Source organism: Sphingopyxis sp. 22461 (genome assembly GCF_052044915.1).
Lineage (GTDB): Bacteria > Pseudomonadota > Alphaproteobacteria > Sphingomonadales > Sphingomonadaceae > Sphingopyxis.
The window spans coordinates 200299-216432 of record NZ_JBQENY010000002.1 but is presented as its reverse complement, the minus strand read 5'-3'; the positions used below and the strand labels follow the sequence as shown (position 1 = coordinate 216432).

Here is a 16134-nt window from a genome sequence, read left to right as displayed (position 1 = left end):
GGAAAGAACCAGGGTCATGCGAACCGATTCCGCCGTTCCGCCGCAAATCAGACAGGCCTTTGCCGCGTGCCGTCAGCATTTTGTGGCGGCCGCCGCGTTCAGCGCGCTCGTCAACATCCTCTACCTCGCGCCGACGATCTACATGATGCAGGTCTATGACCGCGTCGTTCCGACCGGCGGGGTGCTGACCTTGTTCTGGATCACCGTCATCGTCGCGCTCGCCATCGCCTGCCTCAGCGCGCTCGACATGGTGCGCAGCCGGTTGATGCTGCGCGCCTCGCTGCGGCTCAACCGCCAGCTGGCGGCCCCGATCCTCGATCGCCTGCTCGCCCGCGCAAAGGGCAATGCCGACCCGGCGGCGGCACAGGCGATGCGCGATTTCGACACTTTCCGGGGTGCGGTCGCCAGCCCATCGGCGATTGCCCTGTTCGACCTGCCATGGACGCCGCTCTATTTCGTGGTCGCGTTCATCATTCATCCCGCCCTCGGACTGTTGATCCTCGGCGCCGGTGTCGTGCTCCTCGGCCTCGCGCTTCTCAACGAGCGGGCGACCAAGAAATCGGCCGCGACGGGCCATCAGGCGATGGCGGCCGCTTATGCAAAACAGGAGTCGATGTTCGAAAAGGCCGAGATCGTCCGCGCGCTCGGGATGCGCCGCGCGCTGGTCGCGCGCCAGATCGCCGATCGCCGCGCGGGGCTGGAGGCCAGCGCAAACACGCAATTGACCGCCGCCCGCTACACCGGGCTGGTCAAATTCGCGCGCATGTTCCTGCAGTCGCTGGCGCTCGGCGTCGGCGCCTGGCTTGCGATCAACGCCGAAATTTCGGTGGGCGCGATCATCGCCGCGTCGGTGCTGCTGGCGCGTGCGCTGCAGCCGATCGAGCAGATGGTCCAGGCGTGGCCGACGATCGGGCAGGCGCGCCAGGCGAAGGCATCGATCGAGGCGCTGTTCCGTTCGACCGACAATCTGGTCGGCGATCGCGTCGCGCTGCCGGCGCCCGAGGGTTATGTCGAGCTGTCCAACATTTCGCTGCGTTCGCCCGACAACAGCGCGCTGATCCTGCGCGGCGTGTCGACATGGCTGATCCCCGGCGAGGTGCTCGGCGTGATCGGTCCCTCGGGTGCGGGCAAGACCACGCTGGCGCGCATCGCCGCGGGGGCGATCCCGCCCGACGGCGGCGAAGTCCGTATCGACGAAGCGCAATATGGCGACTGGGATGCCGAACGCCTCGCGTCGCACATCGGCTATCTGCCGCAGGAACCGACGCTGCTGCCGGGCACGATCGGCGAAAATATCTCGCGTTTTGCGGCGGCACGCGGCGAACATGCGGTCGACATCGACGACAAGGTGACACGCGCCGCGATCGCCGCAGGCATTCACGACCTGATCCTGCATTTGCCCGGTGGTTATAACGCCGCGATCGGCGATGGCGGATTGCGCTTGTCGGGCGGGCAGGCGCAGCGCATCGCGCTGGCCCGCGCACTCTATGGCGATCCCAAGGTCCTCATTCTCGACGAGCCGAACGCCGCGCTCGACAGCCAGGGCGAAGAGGCGCTGAACGATGCCATCGCCGCCGCCAAGCTGCGCCAGACGGCGATCATGATCGTCACCCATCGCCAGTCGGCGCTGCGCGACGCCGATCGCCTCGCGGTGCTGAAAAATGGCGTGATCGAATATCAGGGGCCGCGCGGCGAGGTGATGGAATTGCTGCGCGAGAGCGCGGCCGCCGCGGCGAATGTCATCAAGATGACGAGGAACAAAAAACCATGAACGCGATGAGCTTTGGCGACGATTTGCACGGCGAACCGCTTCCCGTCGATACGATCGATTCCCCCAAGCGCGAGCTGCGCACGGGGATATGGATCGCCGCGGCCTTTTTCGTCGGCTTCCTCGGCTGGGCGGCGTTCACGCCGCTCGACGCCGGCGCGATGGCGCAGGGATCGGTGTCGGTTTCGGGCAATCGGCAAGCGGTGCAGCACAAGGACGGCGGCATCGTCACCGCCTTGATGGTGACCGAGGGGAGCGAAGTGCGCCGCGGCGACGTTCTGCTCAAAATCTCCGCCTCCGATATCGTCGCCGCCGAACGCGGCCTGACCGGCGAAGTCGTGGCCTTGCTGGCGCAGCGCGCGCGATTGACCGCCGAACGCGACGGCGCGCGGCACATCGCGCGGCCGGCCGAATTTTCATCCTATCTCGCGGGCGATCGGGTGCTTGCTGACGAGGCAATGCGCGGCCAGCGCCTGCTTTTCGATGCGCGGCAACGCTCGGGCGTTACCGAACGGGGCATGCTGGGCCAGCGGATCGCGCAGCATAACCAGCAGATCGGGGGCTATGGCGCCCAGATGGAATCGAACCGGATTCAGCAGCGTCTGATCAACGAGGAACTGACCGGCCTCCGCACATTGTCCGAGCGCGGTTTCGTTTCGACCAACCGGCTGCGCGCGGTGGAGCGCAGCTCGGCGCAGCTCGACGGCGATTTCGGCGCGCTGCAGTCCGACGTCGCGCGGCTGGAGGAGGCGATCGGCGAATCGCGCTTGCAGATGGTATCGCTCGACCGGCAGGTGATCGAGGAGGTCGCGACCCAGCTGCGCGAGGTCCAGGTCCGCCTCGACGAGCTGCAGCCGCGCCTGTTCGCGACGCGCGAAAGGCTGACGCAGTCGGTCGTCCGCGCGCCGTCCAACGGCCGCGTCGTCGGGCTGAAGGTCTTCACCGTCGGCGGTGTCGTCGCGCCGGGCGAAATGCTGATGGAAATCGTGCCGCAGGACAAGGCGCTCGTCGTGCTCGCGAAAGCCTCGCCGAACGACGCCGACGACCTGACGTCGGGCATGCAGACGCAAGTGCGCTTTTCGGGCATCCAGGAACGCAGCCTGCCGATCCTGAAAGGCCAGATCAGCAAGGTGTCGGCGGACAGTTTCGAGGACAATCGCACGGGGATGGAATATTTCGAGATCGAGGTTGTCGTTCCGCCCGCCGAAATGAAAAAGATTGCGGCTCTCCGGGGCGATGGCAGCTTGCGCGCGGGCATGCCCGCGGAGGTGATGGTGCCGCTGCGCGAACGGACCGCGCTCGGCTATCTGATCGAACCCCTCACGCAAACATTGTGGAGGGCCGGCCGGGAACATTAGGTGTGAGCCCTGTTGAGCTGGCCGCTCGCTTCAGCCGCGGTTCGACTGCAGGACCCGCCATTCGTCGCGGGCGAGTTCCCAATAGTTGGAGATGCGGACCGATCCGTCGGGCCTGATACTCTGTCGTTCGCCTTTTGCCTGGAACCCGGCCGCCTCGATCACGTGCGCGGATCGTATATTGTCCTTGGCGGCCGTGAGGCCGATCAGGCGAACGCCGAGATGCTCGAACATCCAGGCGAAGCTGCGCGCGGCGCCTGCCTTGCCCCGGCCGCGGCCCTGCACATCGGCCCGGCTCGCTCCGGCGAGTTCGGCCGCCGACCGCTCGGGCCAGATGGTGAAATAGGAATAACCCGACACCTCGCCCTGTTCGTCGAGCGTCACCGCCAATATCGCTTCGCCGCGTGTTTGCCGCTTGCGAGCGTCTGAAATCCAGTGCGCTATGACGTCGGCCGTAAAAGGCCGGGGAAGGTCATAGATCGGGTCGGATATGGCCGGGTCGGCGAGCAGCGCGATCAAGCCCGGGATATGATCAGGGCTCGCGAAGCGATGCGTCGGGCCGAGGAGCGAGAGGTCGGCGGTGCTAACGGCGGTGCGGATCGCCGCCGCTTCCTGTGCGGTCACCGCCAGTTTCGTCGTCGGCGGTGCGCTCATCCTGCCGACGCGCCTTCTTTCGCCTTGACGGCTATCGGCGACGGCAGGCGCTCGCGCAGCACCAGCGTTTGGGTGGCAAAGCCGATCGGACCCCGTTCGTCGTAAAGCCGCGACAATGCGGTGCCGACCCCGCCGGCATGGACTTGCGTTTCGGACAGCAGCCCGATCCATTCGCCGTCCGCGGGACGGTGCAGGTGCAGGCTGAGATCGGCGTTGGCGAAAAGATAATGCTCGGCCGACAGCACCCAACTCACGCCGCTGCCAAAGTCGGCGGCCGCCGCGGCGCGCATGGCGGGCGATGTCGGTTGGTCTTGTATCAGCGGGACGGTCAGGCGGAACCATGTCGCGGCAGGGCCGGGCCGGGTCGAATCGCCTTGCGCCATGCGATGCTCCATCGCGCTATGGTAGAAGGAGGTGCCCGTCGACATGCCCGGAATAGTGAGAGGATCGCGGCATTCGTCCGGCGGTGGCAGCAGTTGTGCGGGTCGCCAGCCTGGCGTTTCCGGCGGGAGACCGAGAGTCTGACCGCGTACGAGAAGCGCATGGGCGCGGGCGACCAGGGTCTCGTCGGCGAACAGGTCGATCGTAACGCGCGTGGTGGAACGGCCGGGATGAATATCTTGATGTGTCGTCAGCGGCGCGACGGGTACCGGCTTGATCAATTCGATGCTCAGGCGCGAGAGCTGCCATTCGGGATCGGGCAGGGCGTTTTCGGCGAGATACGCAAATAATGCGCCGGGGGCTCCGCCATGCTGCGCGCGCGCGTCCCATGGGCCGCTCGACAGGATGGTCGGGTGCCAGACATCGCCCTGCCGGGCGAATACCGTAGCGGGCTGACCGGGCGACGCCGAGGCCGGATTATGAGGCATGATGCTCCTTGTGCAGCGTATGTCTGGAAAAGGCGATGATGGCATCGTTGAAGATATCGTTGCGGTCGCCCGCGACCATGTGGCCCGCGCCGGCGATATCGGCGACCTCGAGCCAGGGGAGCCGGCGGCGAAACGCCGCGACGCTGGCATCGCTCACGACATCGCTCGACAGGCCGCGAACGAGCAGGACGGAAAGGTCGGGGAGGGTGGCCAGCGTTTCGGCGGCTTCCGGCAGGGCGCCGAGTGAGTCCGACCGCTGCCTGTCCAGCATCCGCGGATCCCAATGCCAGTAGAGCCGCCCGTCGTCGCGGCGGCGGAGATTCTTCATCAGGCCGCTCGTATCGCGCGTCCGGGGCCGGTGCGGATTATAGGCATCGACGGCGGCGGCGGCTTCCTCGACCGAGGCGAAGCCGCTCCGGTGACTGTGCATGAAGGAGAGGACGCGCTCGATGCCGCGGGGCTCGGGTTCGGGGACGATATCGACCAGCACCAGTCCCGCGGGTCGCAAGCCCTCGTGGATCGCGTGAATTGCGGTTGCGCCGCCGAGCGAGGCGCCGACGAGGATGAACGGGACGTGCAGGAGGCTGGCCACAGCCTTCAGATCATTGGCCCGGTCGCCGATGAAATAGGCACCATCGGGCGACCAGTCGCTGTCGCCATGCCCGCGCGCGTCGAAGTTCAGGGTCTGCAAACCCTCGGTGCGCAAGCTCGCCACCGCGCGGCTCCAGCTATGTCGCGTCTGCCCCCCGCCATGGAGCAGGATCACCGCCGGGGCGCCCGCCGGGCCGCCATGATCGACGACGAGATCGAGACCGTCCGCCGAGCGAATGATGCGCTGTTGCATCGGTAGTCTATGCTGGACGTCGGTCATGCAGACTTCCTTGTGGCGGCGGTGTCGAGATGCTCCATCACCGTTTGATTGAACCGGTCGAGCGCTCCCTCGAACCGTCCGAACAGGAAATGATCGTTCGCGCCTGAAGCCAGCCCGGCGTGAATGCCCTCGCCGATCCTGATGTCTTCCTCGAGCGTCTTGATGGTGATCGCGTGGTTGCGCTGCCAATGGTCGCTGCTCTTTGCTTCGCCCGGTTCGCTGCCGGTCGGGGCGAGCGTAGCCAGGCGAAGACTGGTGCGGCCGGGCGCGAGCGGCTCCTGCCTGATCCAGACCACATGATCCTGCTGGACGAGCAACTGGGTCGTCGGAAACAGCGTGTAGACGAGGTTGGCATGGTCGCGCATCCGCCAGCCATCGCGCGAGGTATCGGTGAGCGATGCCATGCCGGTGCGCGGCAGGACCGAGCGCAGATGCGGCCCCAGCGCACGATAGCCGGAGAGATTGTCCTCGAAATAGGGGCCGATGGTGTCGCGATGCGCGACGCGGAAGTGATAGGATTCGATTCCGCCTTCGATCAGGAGCTTCCAGTTGGCGTTGCAGACCATGCGGTCCTCGGCCGCGATCGTCATTGCCGCCATTCCCAGCGCGTCGAGCTCGTCCGCGAGCGGCGCGAAATAGCCGTCGAAGTCGAAGCCGCCGCCGGGATTTCCCGCCACCCAGACGAAACCGAAGGCTTCGTGCACCGGCAGCGGCTTCAGGCCGATACCCGCCTTGTCGATCCCGCCGAAGCCGCTCTCGAAATGGGGGGCGCCGACAAGCGGGCCCGAATTGGCATAGGTCCAGCCGTGATAGGGACAGGTGAAGCGATGCGCGCAACCCGATGCGGCCTCGACCAACCGCGCACCGCGGTGGCGGCAGACGTTGAGAAAAGCATGCGCGGCGCCCTGCCTGTCGCGCGTCAGCAGGACGGGAAGGCCGTGGACGTCGCAGCGCAGGAAGGCGCCGGGGCCAGCGAGCTCGCTGACATGCGCCGCGGCCTGGGGCAGGCGGCGCATGATCGCTTCACGCTCGCGGGTGAAGCGTGTTTCGTCGAGATATTGTTCGACCGGGCTCTGCGCGACGGTCTCGTCGAGGAAAAAGCTTCGCGTCGCGGCGAGCGACCGCAATTCATCGATCAGTTCAAGTTCGACCCCGCGGTCCATGCGAATCCCCTTACCGGTTGGTAGGGACGTTGACTTACCGATCGGTAGGCGTCAAGCCATGGCGCATGGCCACGGCTTTCAAAACCTCCGTCTCCACCCGCGATCGCATGATCGAGGAAGCGCGCGCGCTATTCGCGGAGCGCGGCTTCTACGGAGTCAGCATCGCCCAGATCGCGGCGGAGCTTGGCCTGACGAAGCAGGCATTGCTCCATCATTTCGGAACAAAGGAGCGTCTCTATGGACTGGTGCTGGAACAGATCGCGGGCGAACTGGCCGATCTGAAGGCTTCATCGGAACCGGGTGCCGACGCGGCCCGGCGGTTGCAGGACTGGCTCGTCGCGATGATTTCCGACACGCCGCCGCGGATCGAGCGGTCGCGACTGTTGATGCGCGAAATCCTCGACAATCAGGTCCGGGCTGAACGCGCCGGATCCTGGTATCTCAAGCCGTTTCTGGGCGACCTTGTAACGATGCTTCGCGGCGTGCCGGGCTGGTCGGGCGCCTCGGACGCCCAATTGCGCGCCACCGTGGTTCAACTGCTCGGCGCGGTCAATTATCATGCCGTCTCCGGCCCGACCTTTCGGGGCATCTTTGGCACGGAGGCCGCGCAGGCCATGAACGACATATTCGCATCGCAGTTGCGGCATATGGTGCATGCTGTGCTGGCGGCAGGACCGGAGGCGTAGACGCTGCGGCACGGCATCACTTGTACCGTGCCGCAGCGATCGCTTTAGAAGCGGACGGTTGCGTTTACACCATAGGTTCGGGGTTCGTTGGCAAGGATGCGGTTTGCCGTGCTCCCCGGAAAGGCGCCGTTGTTGAGGCCGAGCGCCGCGCCGAGCGGTTGATAGACCGCGAGCGGGCGATAATGGGTATTGGTGAGGTTGCTGCCGAAGATCGCGAGCGACCAGCGGTCGTCGGGGCCGCTCAACGTCAGCCGCGCACCGAGCAAAGCATAGCCGTCGGCGATCGATTGCGGATTGGCGTCGTTGACCGTGCCGACATATTGATCGGACACGAACGAGACATTGGCGTTGGCCGCCCATGTCCAGCCGCTCGATCCGATATCGCCGTTCCAGTCGACTGCGACATTGCCCGACCAGGGGGGCGAGAAGCTGTTCGGCTTGCCGGTCAGGTCCTGTGTCCCGCCGATACCGGGCAGGCCCGAGGCGCCCGCGAAATCGGTGAATTCGGAGTCGAGATAGGCGAGCGAGCCCGAGAGCGAGAAGCGGTCGCTCGGCGCGAGCTTCAGGTCGAGTTCGAAGCCCTGCTGGCGCAGGTTGCCGGCGTTGCGGACGACGAAGCTGACCCCGTCGAAGGCGCGATCCTGAAAGCCGGCGATGTCCATGCGGAAGAAGGTGATGTTCGCAGTGAGCGCGCGGTCGAGCCAGCTTGTCTTGGCGCCGAACTCGTAATTCTTGACCGTCTCGCGGTCGAAGACGCGGCGCGTCGAGATCAGATTGCCCTGCGGGTCGAAAGTCGAGAGCGACGGTATGCCGCCGCCCGAATTATAGCCGCCCGATTTATAACCGGTCGAATGGGTGGCAAAGAGCATCACGTCGTCGGCCGGCTTGTAGTTGAGGCTGACGCGATAGGTGAAGCGGCTTTCGGAGAGGCCGGGATAGTCGAGCACTTCGGGCGCGCGGATCGTCTGGGTGAAGGGGCTCGATAGCTGCGAATAGCTGCCGCGTTTGCGGTCGTTGGTCCAGCGGCCGCCGAGGGTCAGCGTGAGCGCGTCCGAAAGATAGATATTGCCCTGCGCATAGGCGGCGATGCTGCGGACCTTCTGATACACGTCCTGATCGGTCGCGGCGACGCCGCCGGTGCTCGCGAAATAGGCCGCGCATGCGGTGCGTCCCGGCCCCGCCGGGACGAGGACGTTGCAGAACTGCGTGTCCATGTTGAGCTGCTCGCCGAGCGCGAATTTCTCCTCGAAATAATAGACACCCGCAACCATGTCGAAATGGCCGCCCAGCCATTCGCGTTCGGGCGAGATGAATTGCAGTTCGTGGTTCTGGCTGCCCGAATCGAACAGGTTGCGCCGCGTCGCGAGCGGGACGGGCAGGAAGATGATGTCGCCGTCGAGCTGGTCGTTCGTCCATTTGCGATAGCTGTTGACGAGGCGCAGCGTCGATCCGCCGCCGATTTCGAGCGAGGCGGTGCTCGACACGCCCCAATTCTTGTCGAGCAGGCCCGAGGCGACCGACTGGTTCATCACCCGGTCGTTCAGATTGGTGTCGGGACCGCCGCTGAACGCCGCGCGGAGGAAGGCAAGCCGTGCCGGGGCGACCGAGGCGGGGTCGAAATCGAAATTGACGACGCCGTCGCCGTCGAGCCGCGTATAATCGCCGCGCACGATCCATTCGAGATTGCCGAATTCGGCTTTCACCGTGCCGCGCACCGCGACGTCGTCCGACGCGCCGTAAGTCTTGCCGTCGTAAACGTTCTTCCACGGCCCGTCATACCATTGCCCCATCGCCGCAACGCGTGCCGAGACATTCTCGCCGAGCGGGATGTTGATGTGGCCCGACAGTTTGTAGCGGTCGAAGGAGCCGGCTTCGGCCGAGACCGCACCCGAAAATTCATCCTCGGGCAGCGCGCTGCGGATCGACAGCGCGCCGACGCTGGCGTTGCGTCCGAACAACGTGCCCTGCGGGCCGCGCAGCACCTCGACCCCGTCGATGTCGAGGAAGGCGCCGAGGATCGAACCCGAGCGCGGGACATAGACGCCGTCGACGAACACCGCGACGCTCGGTTCGATCAGCGTGTTGGCGAGACTGCCGACGCCGCGGATGCCGATACGCGTCGAGCCGGTGTTCGACGAGCGCACCGTCTGGAAATTGGTCGCGACGCGGCCAAGGTCCATCACGGTCAGCACATTGGCGCTTTCCATCGTCTCGCCGCTGACCGCCGCAATCGAGATTGGAACGTCCTGGATATTCTCGGCGCGCTTCTGCGCAGTGACGACGATCGCGTCGCCCATGTCGGTCGCGGTATCGGCGGGGGCTGCTTGCTGCGCGGCGGCAGGCATGGCCGCGAGCACCGCGGCGAAGGCGGTAAGGCTTGTGCAGGCAATCGTCTTCATTTTTCCCTCCCAGGATGATCTATTGATGATCTTTGATCGAAGGCTACCGGTGCGCGGGCGGCGATATTTCACATTTCGTGACAGGTTTTTTGCAATGCGCGTCACATTGGCGCGATCGCGAGCCATCCGAGCACCATCGCGGCGAGCAGCGCCGTCTCGCCGATCATCAGCGCGACGGGCTTCCAGCCGACCTGCACCAGATCGCCCAGCCGGGTCTTCATGCCGATCGCGGCGATCGCGGTGACGAGGCACCAGCGCGAGAGCGTGTTTCCGGCATCGGCGACCGTCGAAGGGAATGCGACGAGGCTGTTGAGTGCGACCAGCGCGACGAAGGCGACGACGAACCAGGGCAGCAGCGGCGGTCGATCGGTTCCCGCCGCACCCGCTTCACGCCGGCTGATCTGTCCTGCGACTAGGATGACGGGCAGCAGCATCGCGACGCGCAGCAGCTTGACGATCGTCGCGGTGTCGCCGGCATCGGGCGAGATTGCGTAACCGGCACCGACGACCTGCGCGACATCGTGGATCGTCGCACCGATGAAGACGCCGGCAGCATGATCGTCGAGCCCGAGCGCACGCGTGATCAGCGGGTACAGGACCATCGCGGACGTCGATAGCGCCGACACGCCGATGACGGTGAACAGGGTGGCCTGTTCCTTCTTTGGGTTCGGCGGCAGCGCGGCGGACAGCGCCATCGCCGCCGAGGCGCCGCAGATCGCAGTCGCGCCGCCCGACAGGAAACCGAACAGCGGGTTGAACCCCATCGCGCGCGCCGCGAGGGTCGAGAGGAGGATCGTCGCGCCGACAAGCGTCACGACCATCACCACCGGCCCCCAGCCGAGCGCCGAAACCTGGTCCCAGCCGATACGAAAGCCGAGCAGCGCAACGCCGATCCGCATCAGCCCTTTGGCGGCGAAATCGATCCCCTCCCGGCCGCGCGGCGCCTCGGTCACGAAGTTGAGTGCCATGCCGAGCAGCAGCGCATAGAGCATGACCGGCGCGTCATAATGTTCGGAGAGGAAGGTCGCGGTCGCGGCGACGACGAGCGCGACGGCAAGGCCCGGCGCCGGGGCAGCGGCGCGCGCAGCGAATGATGGCATGATGCTGGTTCCTAGGGTTGGGAGGCGACCGTTTTGAGGTCGGCGAGATAGCTGCGCCGCGCGGCGAGGAAGAGCAGCGCGGCGATGACGGCCGCGATCGGCAGGAAGCGCAGCGCGTCGAGCAAGCCGATCGCGTCGGCGATCCGTCCGGTAGCGATCGGCCCCGGCGCGAGACCGAGGAGATTATGCGCGAGCGTCAATGTCGCAAAGGCCGAGCCGTGGAGCGCGGCGGGGGTGAGGTTCGCGACCATCGCGCCCGCTGGCCCCGTTGTCCCGGCGACGAAGAACATGGCGATGCCGAGCAGGACAAGCTGGGGCAGTCCCGGCGGGAGCATCAGCGCGACGGTGAGTGCGATCGCGCTACCGAAGCCATAGCCCGAAGCAAGCAGGATTTTGCGGTCGGGCCGGCCCTGCGCGGCGCGGTCGCTCGCCATGCCGCAAAATACCATGCCGCAGCCGCAGATGAGCAGGAACAGCGCTGCCATCCGTCCGGCCGCATCGACCGGCATCGCATAATAGCGGTTGAAATAACTTGGTAGCCAGGCGGGAAGCGCGCCCGCGGCGAAGAGCTGAACGCCGCTTGCGCAATAAGCGAGGCGTACGCTGCGGTTGGCGAAGAGCGCGCGGAGCGAGGTGCGCGGCGCGGGCTCCGATGTATCGGCGGTGCGCGCGGTCGATCCGGCGATCTCGGCGATCCGTTTCTCGCGCACCACCAGCGGATAGACGATCGCGAGCGCGAGGCCGGCAAGCCCGATCACGGCGAAGGCGGTCCGCCAGCCGTGGCTCGCGGCGATTTCGCCGCCGATCGCGACGCCGAGCACCTGACCGAACAGCCCGCCCGCCATGAAGGCGGCCGAGAGCGTCGCGCGCAACCGCTGCGGAAAAACGCTGATCACCACCGCGATGCCGACGCTGCCATAAGCCGCTTCTCCGACCCCGACCATGATCCGTCCGGCGAGCATCTGATGATAGCTCGCAGCGACCGCGCAGAAGAGGGTGGCGAGGCTCCACAGCGCTGCCATCAACGCGAGGCTGCGCACCCGGCCCCAGCGGTCGGCGGCAAGCGAGAGCGGGAAGGTCAGCAGCCCGACCATCAGCGCGACGACCCCTGACAGGAGCCCGAGCTCGGCGTCGCTCAAGGCCCATTCGGCCTTGAGCAGCGGGAAGACCGCGTTGAGCACCTGCCGCGCCATATAGTCGGAGATGAGGAGCCCGAAGCTCAGCGCGAAAACGATCCATCCATAGAGCGTCGTGTCGCGCGGGCCGCCGGCCGCGATGCCGCCGTTCGCCGTGGGTGCCATTACCGCCATGCCCGTCTCCAATCCGTTGTCGGGAAGCCGGTGGGCGCGATCATGTCAATCCTGCGCCGCGGCGGGCATCGCCAGCCCGCGCGCTTTCATTTCTTGAACAAGCATCGGCGCGCCGAGCGCGACCGAATGCAGTCCGAGCACCGCGACCGCTTCGAGCACCGCCATCACTTCCTCCGGCGTCGCGCCCTTGTCGAGCGCGGCGGCGATGTGGCGGCGCGTGCCCGGCGCGTACATATGCGTGCAGGAGGCATCGACCGCGATCGCCAGAAATTCATAGATCTTCGGATCGAGGATCCCGCGCCGCAGCGGCAATGTGCCCGCGGCGAGGAAGGTTTCGAGCCACTCGGGATCGAGCGCCGCCATCTCGTCCCACGCGGCGTTCCACTGGCCGCCCGCGCGCATCGCGTCGCTGACGGGGGTGGCGCTCATCGCACCGTGCTCCGGGCATGATCGTCGAGCCGATCGAGCAGCCCGAATACTTCGGGCCACGGTCCATAGCCCGCGGCCGGATTGAGATGCCCGACCTCGCCGGCGTCGTGCAACGCTGCGCCCCACGCATCGGCGAAGCTCGCGACCCGGTCGAACGCCGCGAGCGGGTCGTTGCGGCTCGCGACGGTGATCGCGGGGAAGGGCAGGGCCTTGCGCGGGATCGGCAGCCAGCCGCCTTCCTTGAGCGCGCCCGGTTCGGGATAGCCCGCGGGCAGCGGATTTTCGATGTCGGCGGGGGCGACGAGCAGCGCCGCGCGGATCGTCCGTGTTGGCGCGAGCGCCCAATGCACCGTCGTCAGGCACCCGGCGCTGTGCGCGACAATCACCACCTCGCCGGCTATGGCACGAAGCGCGGCGTCGAGCGCCGCCACTTGCCCCGCGCGGCTGAGCCGGTCGGCGGCGAGTGGTGCGACCGTCACCGCGCCGGGGATCGCCCGCGCGGCATGGGTCTGCCAATGATCCTCGACATGATCCCGAAGCCCGGGAACGAAGAGGATCGTCGTCTCGCCGCCGAAAGCCATCGCCTTGCTCCCGCCTCAGGCCGCGTAGCGCAGCGGCAGCGCGCGCTGGCCGGGTTGGCGGTTGGGTGCCATGCCGAGCTTGGCGAGCGTTTCCTCGACCGAATTATATTGCACGCCGATCTTGTAGATCTCGCGCGCTTCCTTGCCAGTCGCTACCTCGCGGCCGAGTTCCTTCGCGATCCGGACGATCTGCTCGATCCCCTGCACCGAGGTCATCTTGTTGCCGTGCTGGTCGTAGAGCGTGTCCTCGATGCCGCAGCGGACATGCTGGCCGAGGCACATCGCCATGACATTGACCGGCAGGACGTGGCGCATCAGCGATTCGAGCGTGACGGTCGATCCGTCGGGCGCGCGGCGGATGAATTCCATGAAATTATTGGGGTTCGGCCCGTCGAAGCCGCCGCCGATGCCGACCCAGGTCAGGTTGAGCGGACCCTTGTAGAGCCCGCGGCGCACGAGCCGCTCGACCGTTTCCATGTCGGGCATGCAGGTCAGCTGGAAATGCGGCTGGATACCCGCCGCGGTCAGCCGGCGCAGATGCTCCTCGACCCACTGCGGCCCCGCGGGCACCACCATCTCGCGATAGGCCTGATACAGCGCCGGATTGGCGAGCGAGGTCTGGCCATATTCCTCGTCGGTCATCAGATCCATGATGTTCATCTGGGTCGTGTTGACCGCGATCGTCACCTGATCGGGCGCGGGCTTCAGGTCGGCGAGCATGTGACGGACCTCGTCCGACAGCCATTTCGCCTCGGCGCCTTCTTCCTCGCTTTCGGGAGCAAAGGAGATCGAGCCGCCGACCTGGATGATCATATCGGGCACGCGCTCGCGCACCCCGGCGATCAGCTCGTTGAACTTCGACAGGCGCTTGCACCCCGACCCGTCCTCTTCGCGGACATGGAGGTGAAGCACGGTGGCGCCGGCGTTGTAGCAATCGACCGCCTTCTGGATATGCTCTTCCATCGTGAGCGGAATATCCTCGGGGAAATCGTCGGGGTGCCATTCGGGCCCATAGGGCGCGACGGTGATGACCAATTTGTCCTGCGTTTCGGGAAGCAGGCTGTCGTCGAGAAATTGCATCGTCTCTCTCCTTTTCGTTATCAGTAAGGGCGATCGCCGACGATGCCCGCGCGCTCCATGCGGCGGATCGTGGGCGGGTAATCCATGACGGCGTAATGCTGCGTCGACCGGTTATCCCAGATCGCGACGCTGTTCGGCTGCCAGCGCCAGCGGACCTGATATTCGGGGATCGCCGCGCGGCCGATCAGCCAGGCGAGAAGCTGGCTCGCGCCCGGCGCATAATCCTGACCATAGCGGACGTTTTCGGCGGTGTGGAAATTGGTGAAGTGCGTCGTGAAGCCGTTGACGAACAGGATTTTCTCGCCCGTCTCGGGATGCGTGCGGACGACCGGATGCTCGGCATCGGGGAAGCGTGCTTTCAGCGCGTGGCGCTGATCCTCGCTCATCCGTGCGCCGAAGCTCGCCTCGATCGAATGGCGTGCCTTCAGGGGCGCGATGGTCGCCTTCACAGGGTCGGGCAGGTCGGCGTAGGCTTTCGCCATATTGGCCCACATCGTGTCGCCGCCGACCGGCGGGCAGGCGACGCAGCGCAGCACCGCGCCCATTGGCGGCGCGTCGCGCCAGGTCGCGTCGCAATGCCAGCTATTCTCATAATAATCGGGCGGCGAGGTCTCGTCCTTGTAGATCTGGACGAGCCCCGGATGCTTGGGATTGCTGCCGACCACCGGATGATCCTCAAGCGCGCCGAAGCGGCTGGCGAAGGCGACATGGTCGGCGCGGGTGATGTCCTGATCGCGCAGGAACAGGACCTTGTGTTCGAGCAGTGCGGCGCGGATCTCGGCGAACAGATCGTCGCTGCGGGCGGCTTCGGCGAGGTCGATGCCGCGGGCTTCGGCGCCGATATGCGTGGTGAGCTTTTCGATCTTCATCGTCCCTCTCCCTCAGAGCACGAAGATGGATGATCCTATCGTCTGGCCGGCTTCGAGTTCGCGATGCGCGGCGACGCAGTCGTCAAGGGCATAGCGCTGGCCGATTTCGACCTTGACGCGGCCCGCGGCCAGATGGCCGAACCACAGGTCCGACAGTTCGGCGCGCTCGGCGGGGTCGGCATAATAATCGGCGAAGCCGGGGCGGGTGAAATAGACCGACCCCTGCATCAAAAGCTGAAAGGCGTCGACCGGCGGGAAGGGCCCCGATGCGGTGCCGCAAGCGACGAACACGCCGCGGCGCTTCAGCGATTTCAGCGAGCCTTCGAACGTGTCCTTGCCGACGCTGTCGAACACCGTCGTCACGCCTTCGCCATCGGTCAATTCCTTGACCCGCGCGGCAACATCCTCGCGGCGATAGAAGATGATCTCGTCGCAGCCGAGCGAGAGCGCCTTTTCGGCTTTCGCCTCGCTCGACACGGTACCGATGACGCGCAGCCCCATCAGCTTGGCAAGCTGCACCGCGAGCAGCCCGACCCCGCCCGCCGCGGCGTGGAGCAGGATCGTGTCGCCGGCCTTCATCCGCGGATTGGTCTTCGCGAGCCAATAGGTTGCCGACAGGCCGCGCATCGTCGATGCGGCGGCATCCTCGAACGAAATGGCATCGGGGAGTTTGAACAGCGGCGCGGCGGGCATGACGCGCGCCGCGCTATAGGCGCCGAGCGGGCTGCCGTTATAGGCGACGCGGTCGCCGGGCGCGAAACCGGTGACGCCTTCGCCGATGGCTTCGATCACGCCCGCGCCTTCGACGCCGATCCCGGCGGGAAGCTGCGCGGGATAATAGCCCGAGCGGAAATAGGTGTCGGCAAAATTGCAGCCGACCGCAACATGGCGGATGCGGACCTCGCCCGGACCGGGTTCGCCGACCGCGACATCCTCGATCCGGAGCACTTCCGGTCCACCGGCTTCATAAAAACGAACGGCTTTGGCCATCTCTCACTCT

15 protein-coding genes are annotated in these 16134 nt (G+C 66.2%); 3 read left to right on the top strand and 12 right to left on the bottom strand.

Annotated elements, in window-relative coordinates:
• The first annotated feature begins 16 nt into the window (after positions 1-16).
• Together ACTJI5_RS03525 and ACTJI5_RS03520 are read left to right on the top strand one after the other, a co-directional pair.
• Complete coding sequence (locus ACTJI5_RS03525; protein WP_310254535.1) at positions 17-1771, top strand: type I secretion system permease/ATPase; 1755 nt, start codon at positions 17-19, stop codon at positions 1769-1771.
• A complete protein-coding gene (locus ACTJI5_RS03520; protein WP_058536230.1) occupies positions 1768-3126 on the top strand; it encodes an HlyD family type I secretion periplasmic adaptor subunit in 1359 nt (452 codons plus the stop codon). The genes ACTJI5_RS03525 and ACTJI5_RS03520 overlap by 4 nt, the downstream gene beginning before the upstream one ends.
• Positions 3127-3156: 30 nt before the next feature.
• On the opposite strand, the gene ACTJI5_RS03515 is transcribed toward ACTJI5_RS03520, so the two are convergent.
• Genes ACTJI5_RS03515 through ACTJI5_RS03500 form a run of 4 tightly spaced genes read right to left on the bottom strand, consistent with a single transcriptional unit; the run spans position 3157 to position 6680 of the window.
• Positions 3157-3777 (bottom strand): GNAT family N-acetyltransferase, encoded by a 621-nt coding sequence (locus ACTJI5_RS03515; protein WP_440859425.1) that lies wholly within the window; start codon positions 3775-3777, stop codon positions 3157-3159.
• Positions 3774-4646 carry a thioesterase family protein gene (locus ACTJI5_RS03510; RefSeq protein WP_440859424.1) on the bottom strand — a complete coding sequence of 291 codons (873 nt, stop codon included), beginning with the start codon at positions 4644-4646 and terminating at the stop codon, positions 3774-3776. The genes ACTJI5_RS03515 and ACTJI5_RS03510 overlap by 4 nt, the downstream gene beginning before the upstream one ends.
• The gene (locus ACTJI5_RS03505; RefSeq protein WP_439511653.1) at positions 4636-5517 is read right to left on the bottom strand and encodes an alpha/beta fold hydrolase; all 882 of its coding nucleotides are present in this window, start codon (positions 5515-5517) and stop codon (positions 4636-4638) included. Before ACTJI5_RS03505 ends, ACTJI5_RS03510 begins: the two co-directional genes overlap by 11 nt.
• Positions 5514-6680: an aromatic ring-hydroxylating oxygenase subunit alpha gene (locus ACTJI5_RS03500; protein WP_440859423.1), complete on the bottom strand. Its 1167-nt coding sequence runs from the start codon at positions 6678-6680 to the stop codon at positions 5514-5516. The genes ACTJI5_RS03505 and ACTJI5_RS03500 overlap by 4 nt, the downstream gene beginning before the upstream one ends.
• Positions 6681-6745: 65 nt before the next feature.
• Between ACTJI5_RS03500 and ACTJI5_RS03495 the strand changes: the two genes are divergently transcribed.
• Positions 6746-7366, top strand: a complete 621-nt coding sequence (locus tag ACTJI5_RS03495; protein ID WP_440859422.1) for a TetR/AcrR family transcriptional regulator — start codon at positions 6746-6748, stop codon at positions 7364-7366.
• A gap of 44 nt (positions 7367-7410) precedes the next feature.
• Here ACTJI5_RS03495 and ACTJI5_RS03490 read toward each other — a convergent pair whose 3' ends face one another.
• The 8 genes from ACTJI5_RS03490 to ACTJI5_RS03455 all read right to left on the bottom strand — a co-directional run bounded on the left by ACTJI5_RS03490 (position 7411) and on the right by ACTJI5_RS03455 (position 16124).
• On the bottom strand, positions 7411-9765 hold the full coding sequence (locus ACTJI5_RS03490) for a TonB-dependent receptor (protein ID WP_440859421.1): 2355 nt from the start codon (positions 9763-9765) through the stop codon (positions 7411-7413).
• A gap of 101 nt (positions 9766-9866) precedes the next feature.
• Complete coding sequence (locus ACTJI5_RS03485; protein WP_440859420.1) at positions 9867-10865, bottom strand: YeiH family protein; 999 nt, start codon at positions 10863-10865, stop codon at positions 9867-9869.
• 11 nt (positions 10866-10876) lie between these two features.
• Positions 10877-12175, bottom strand: coding sequence for an MFS transporter (locus ACTJI5_RS03480; protein WP_440859419.1), 1299 nt, complete (start codon positions 12173-12175; stop codon positions 10877-10879).
• Positions 12176-12220: 45 nt separating this feature from the next.
• The gene (locus ACTJI5_RS03475; protein WP_058536239.1) at positions 12221-12604 is read right to left on the bottom strand and encodes a carboxymuconolactone decarboxylase family protein; all 384 of its coding nucleotides are present in this window, start codon (positions 12602-12604) and stop codon (positions 12221-12223) included.
• Entirely contained in the window at positions 12601-13185 is a 585-nt protein-coding gene (locus ACTJI5_RS03470) for an RBBP9/YdeN family alpha/beta hydrolase (protein WP_440859418.1), read from the bottom strand. The genes ACTJI5_RS03475 and ACTJI5_RS03470 overlap by 4 nt, the downstream gene beginning before the upstream one ends.
• A gap of 15 nt (positions 13186-13200) precedes the next feature.
• The gene (locus ACTJI5_RS03465) at positions 13201-14265 is read right to left on the bottom strand and encodes a 3-keto-5-aminohexanoate cleavage protein (protein ID WP_058536241.1); all 1065 of its coding nucleotides are present in this window, start codon (positions 14263-14265) and stop codon (positions 13201-13203) included.
• Between the two features lie 20 nt (positions 14266-14285).
• A complete protein-coding gene (locus ACTJI5_RS03460) occupies positions 14286-15134 on the bottom strand; it encodes a TauD/TfdA dioxygenase family protein (protein ID WP_440859417.1) in 849 nt (282 codons plus the stop codon).
• A gap of 12 nt (positions 15135-15146) precedes the next feature.
• On the bottom strand, positions 15147-16124 hold the full coding sequence (locus ACTJI5_RS03455) for a quinone oxidoreductase family protein (protein WP_058536243.1): 978 nt from the start codon (positions 16122-16124) through the stop codon (positions 15147-15149).
• Between the last annotated feature and the right edge of the window lie 10 nt (positions 16125-16134).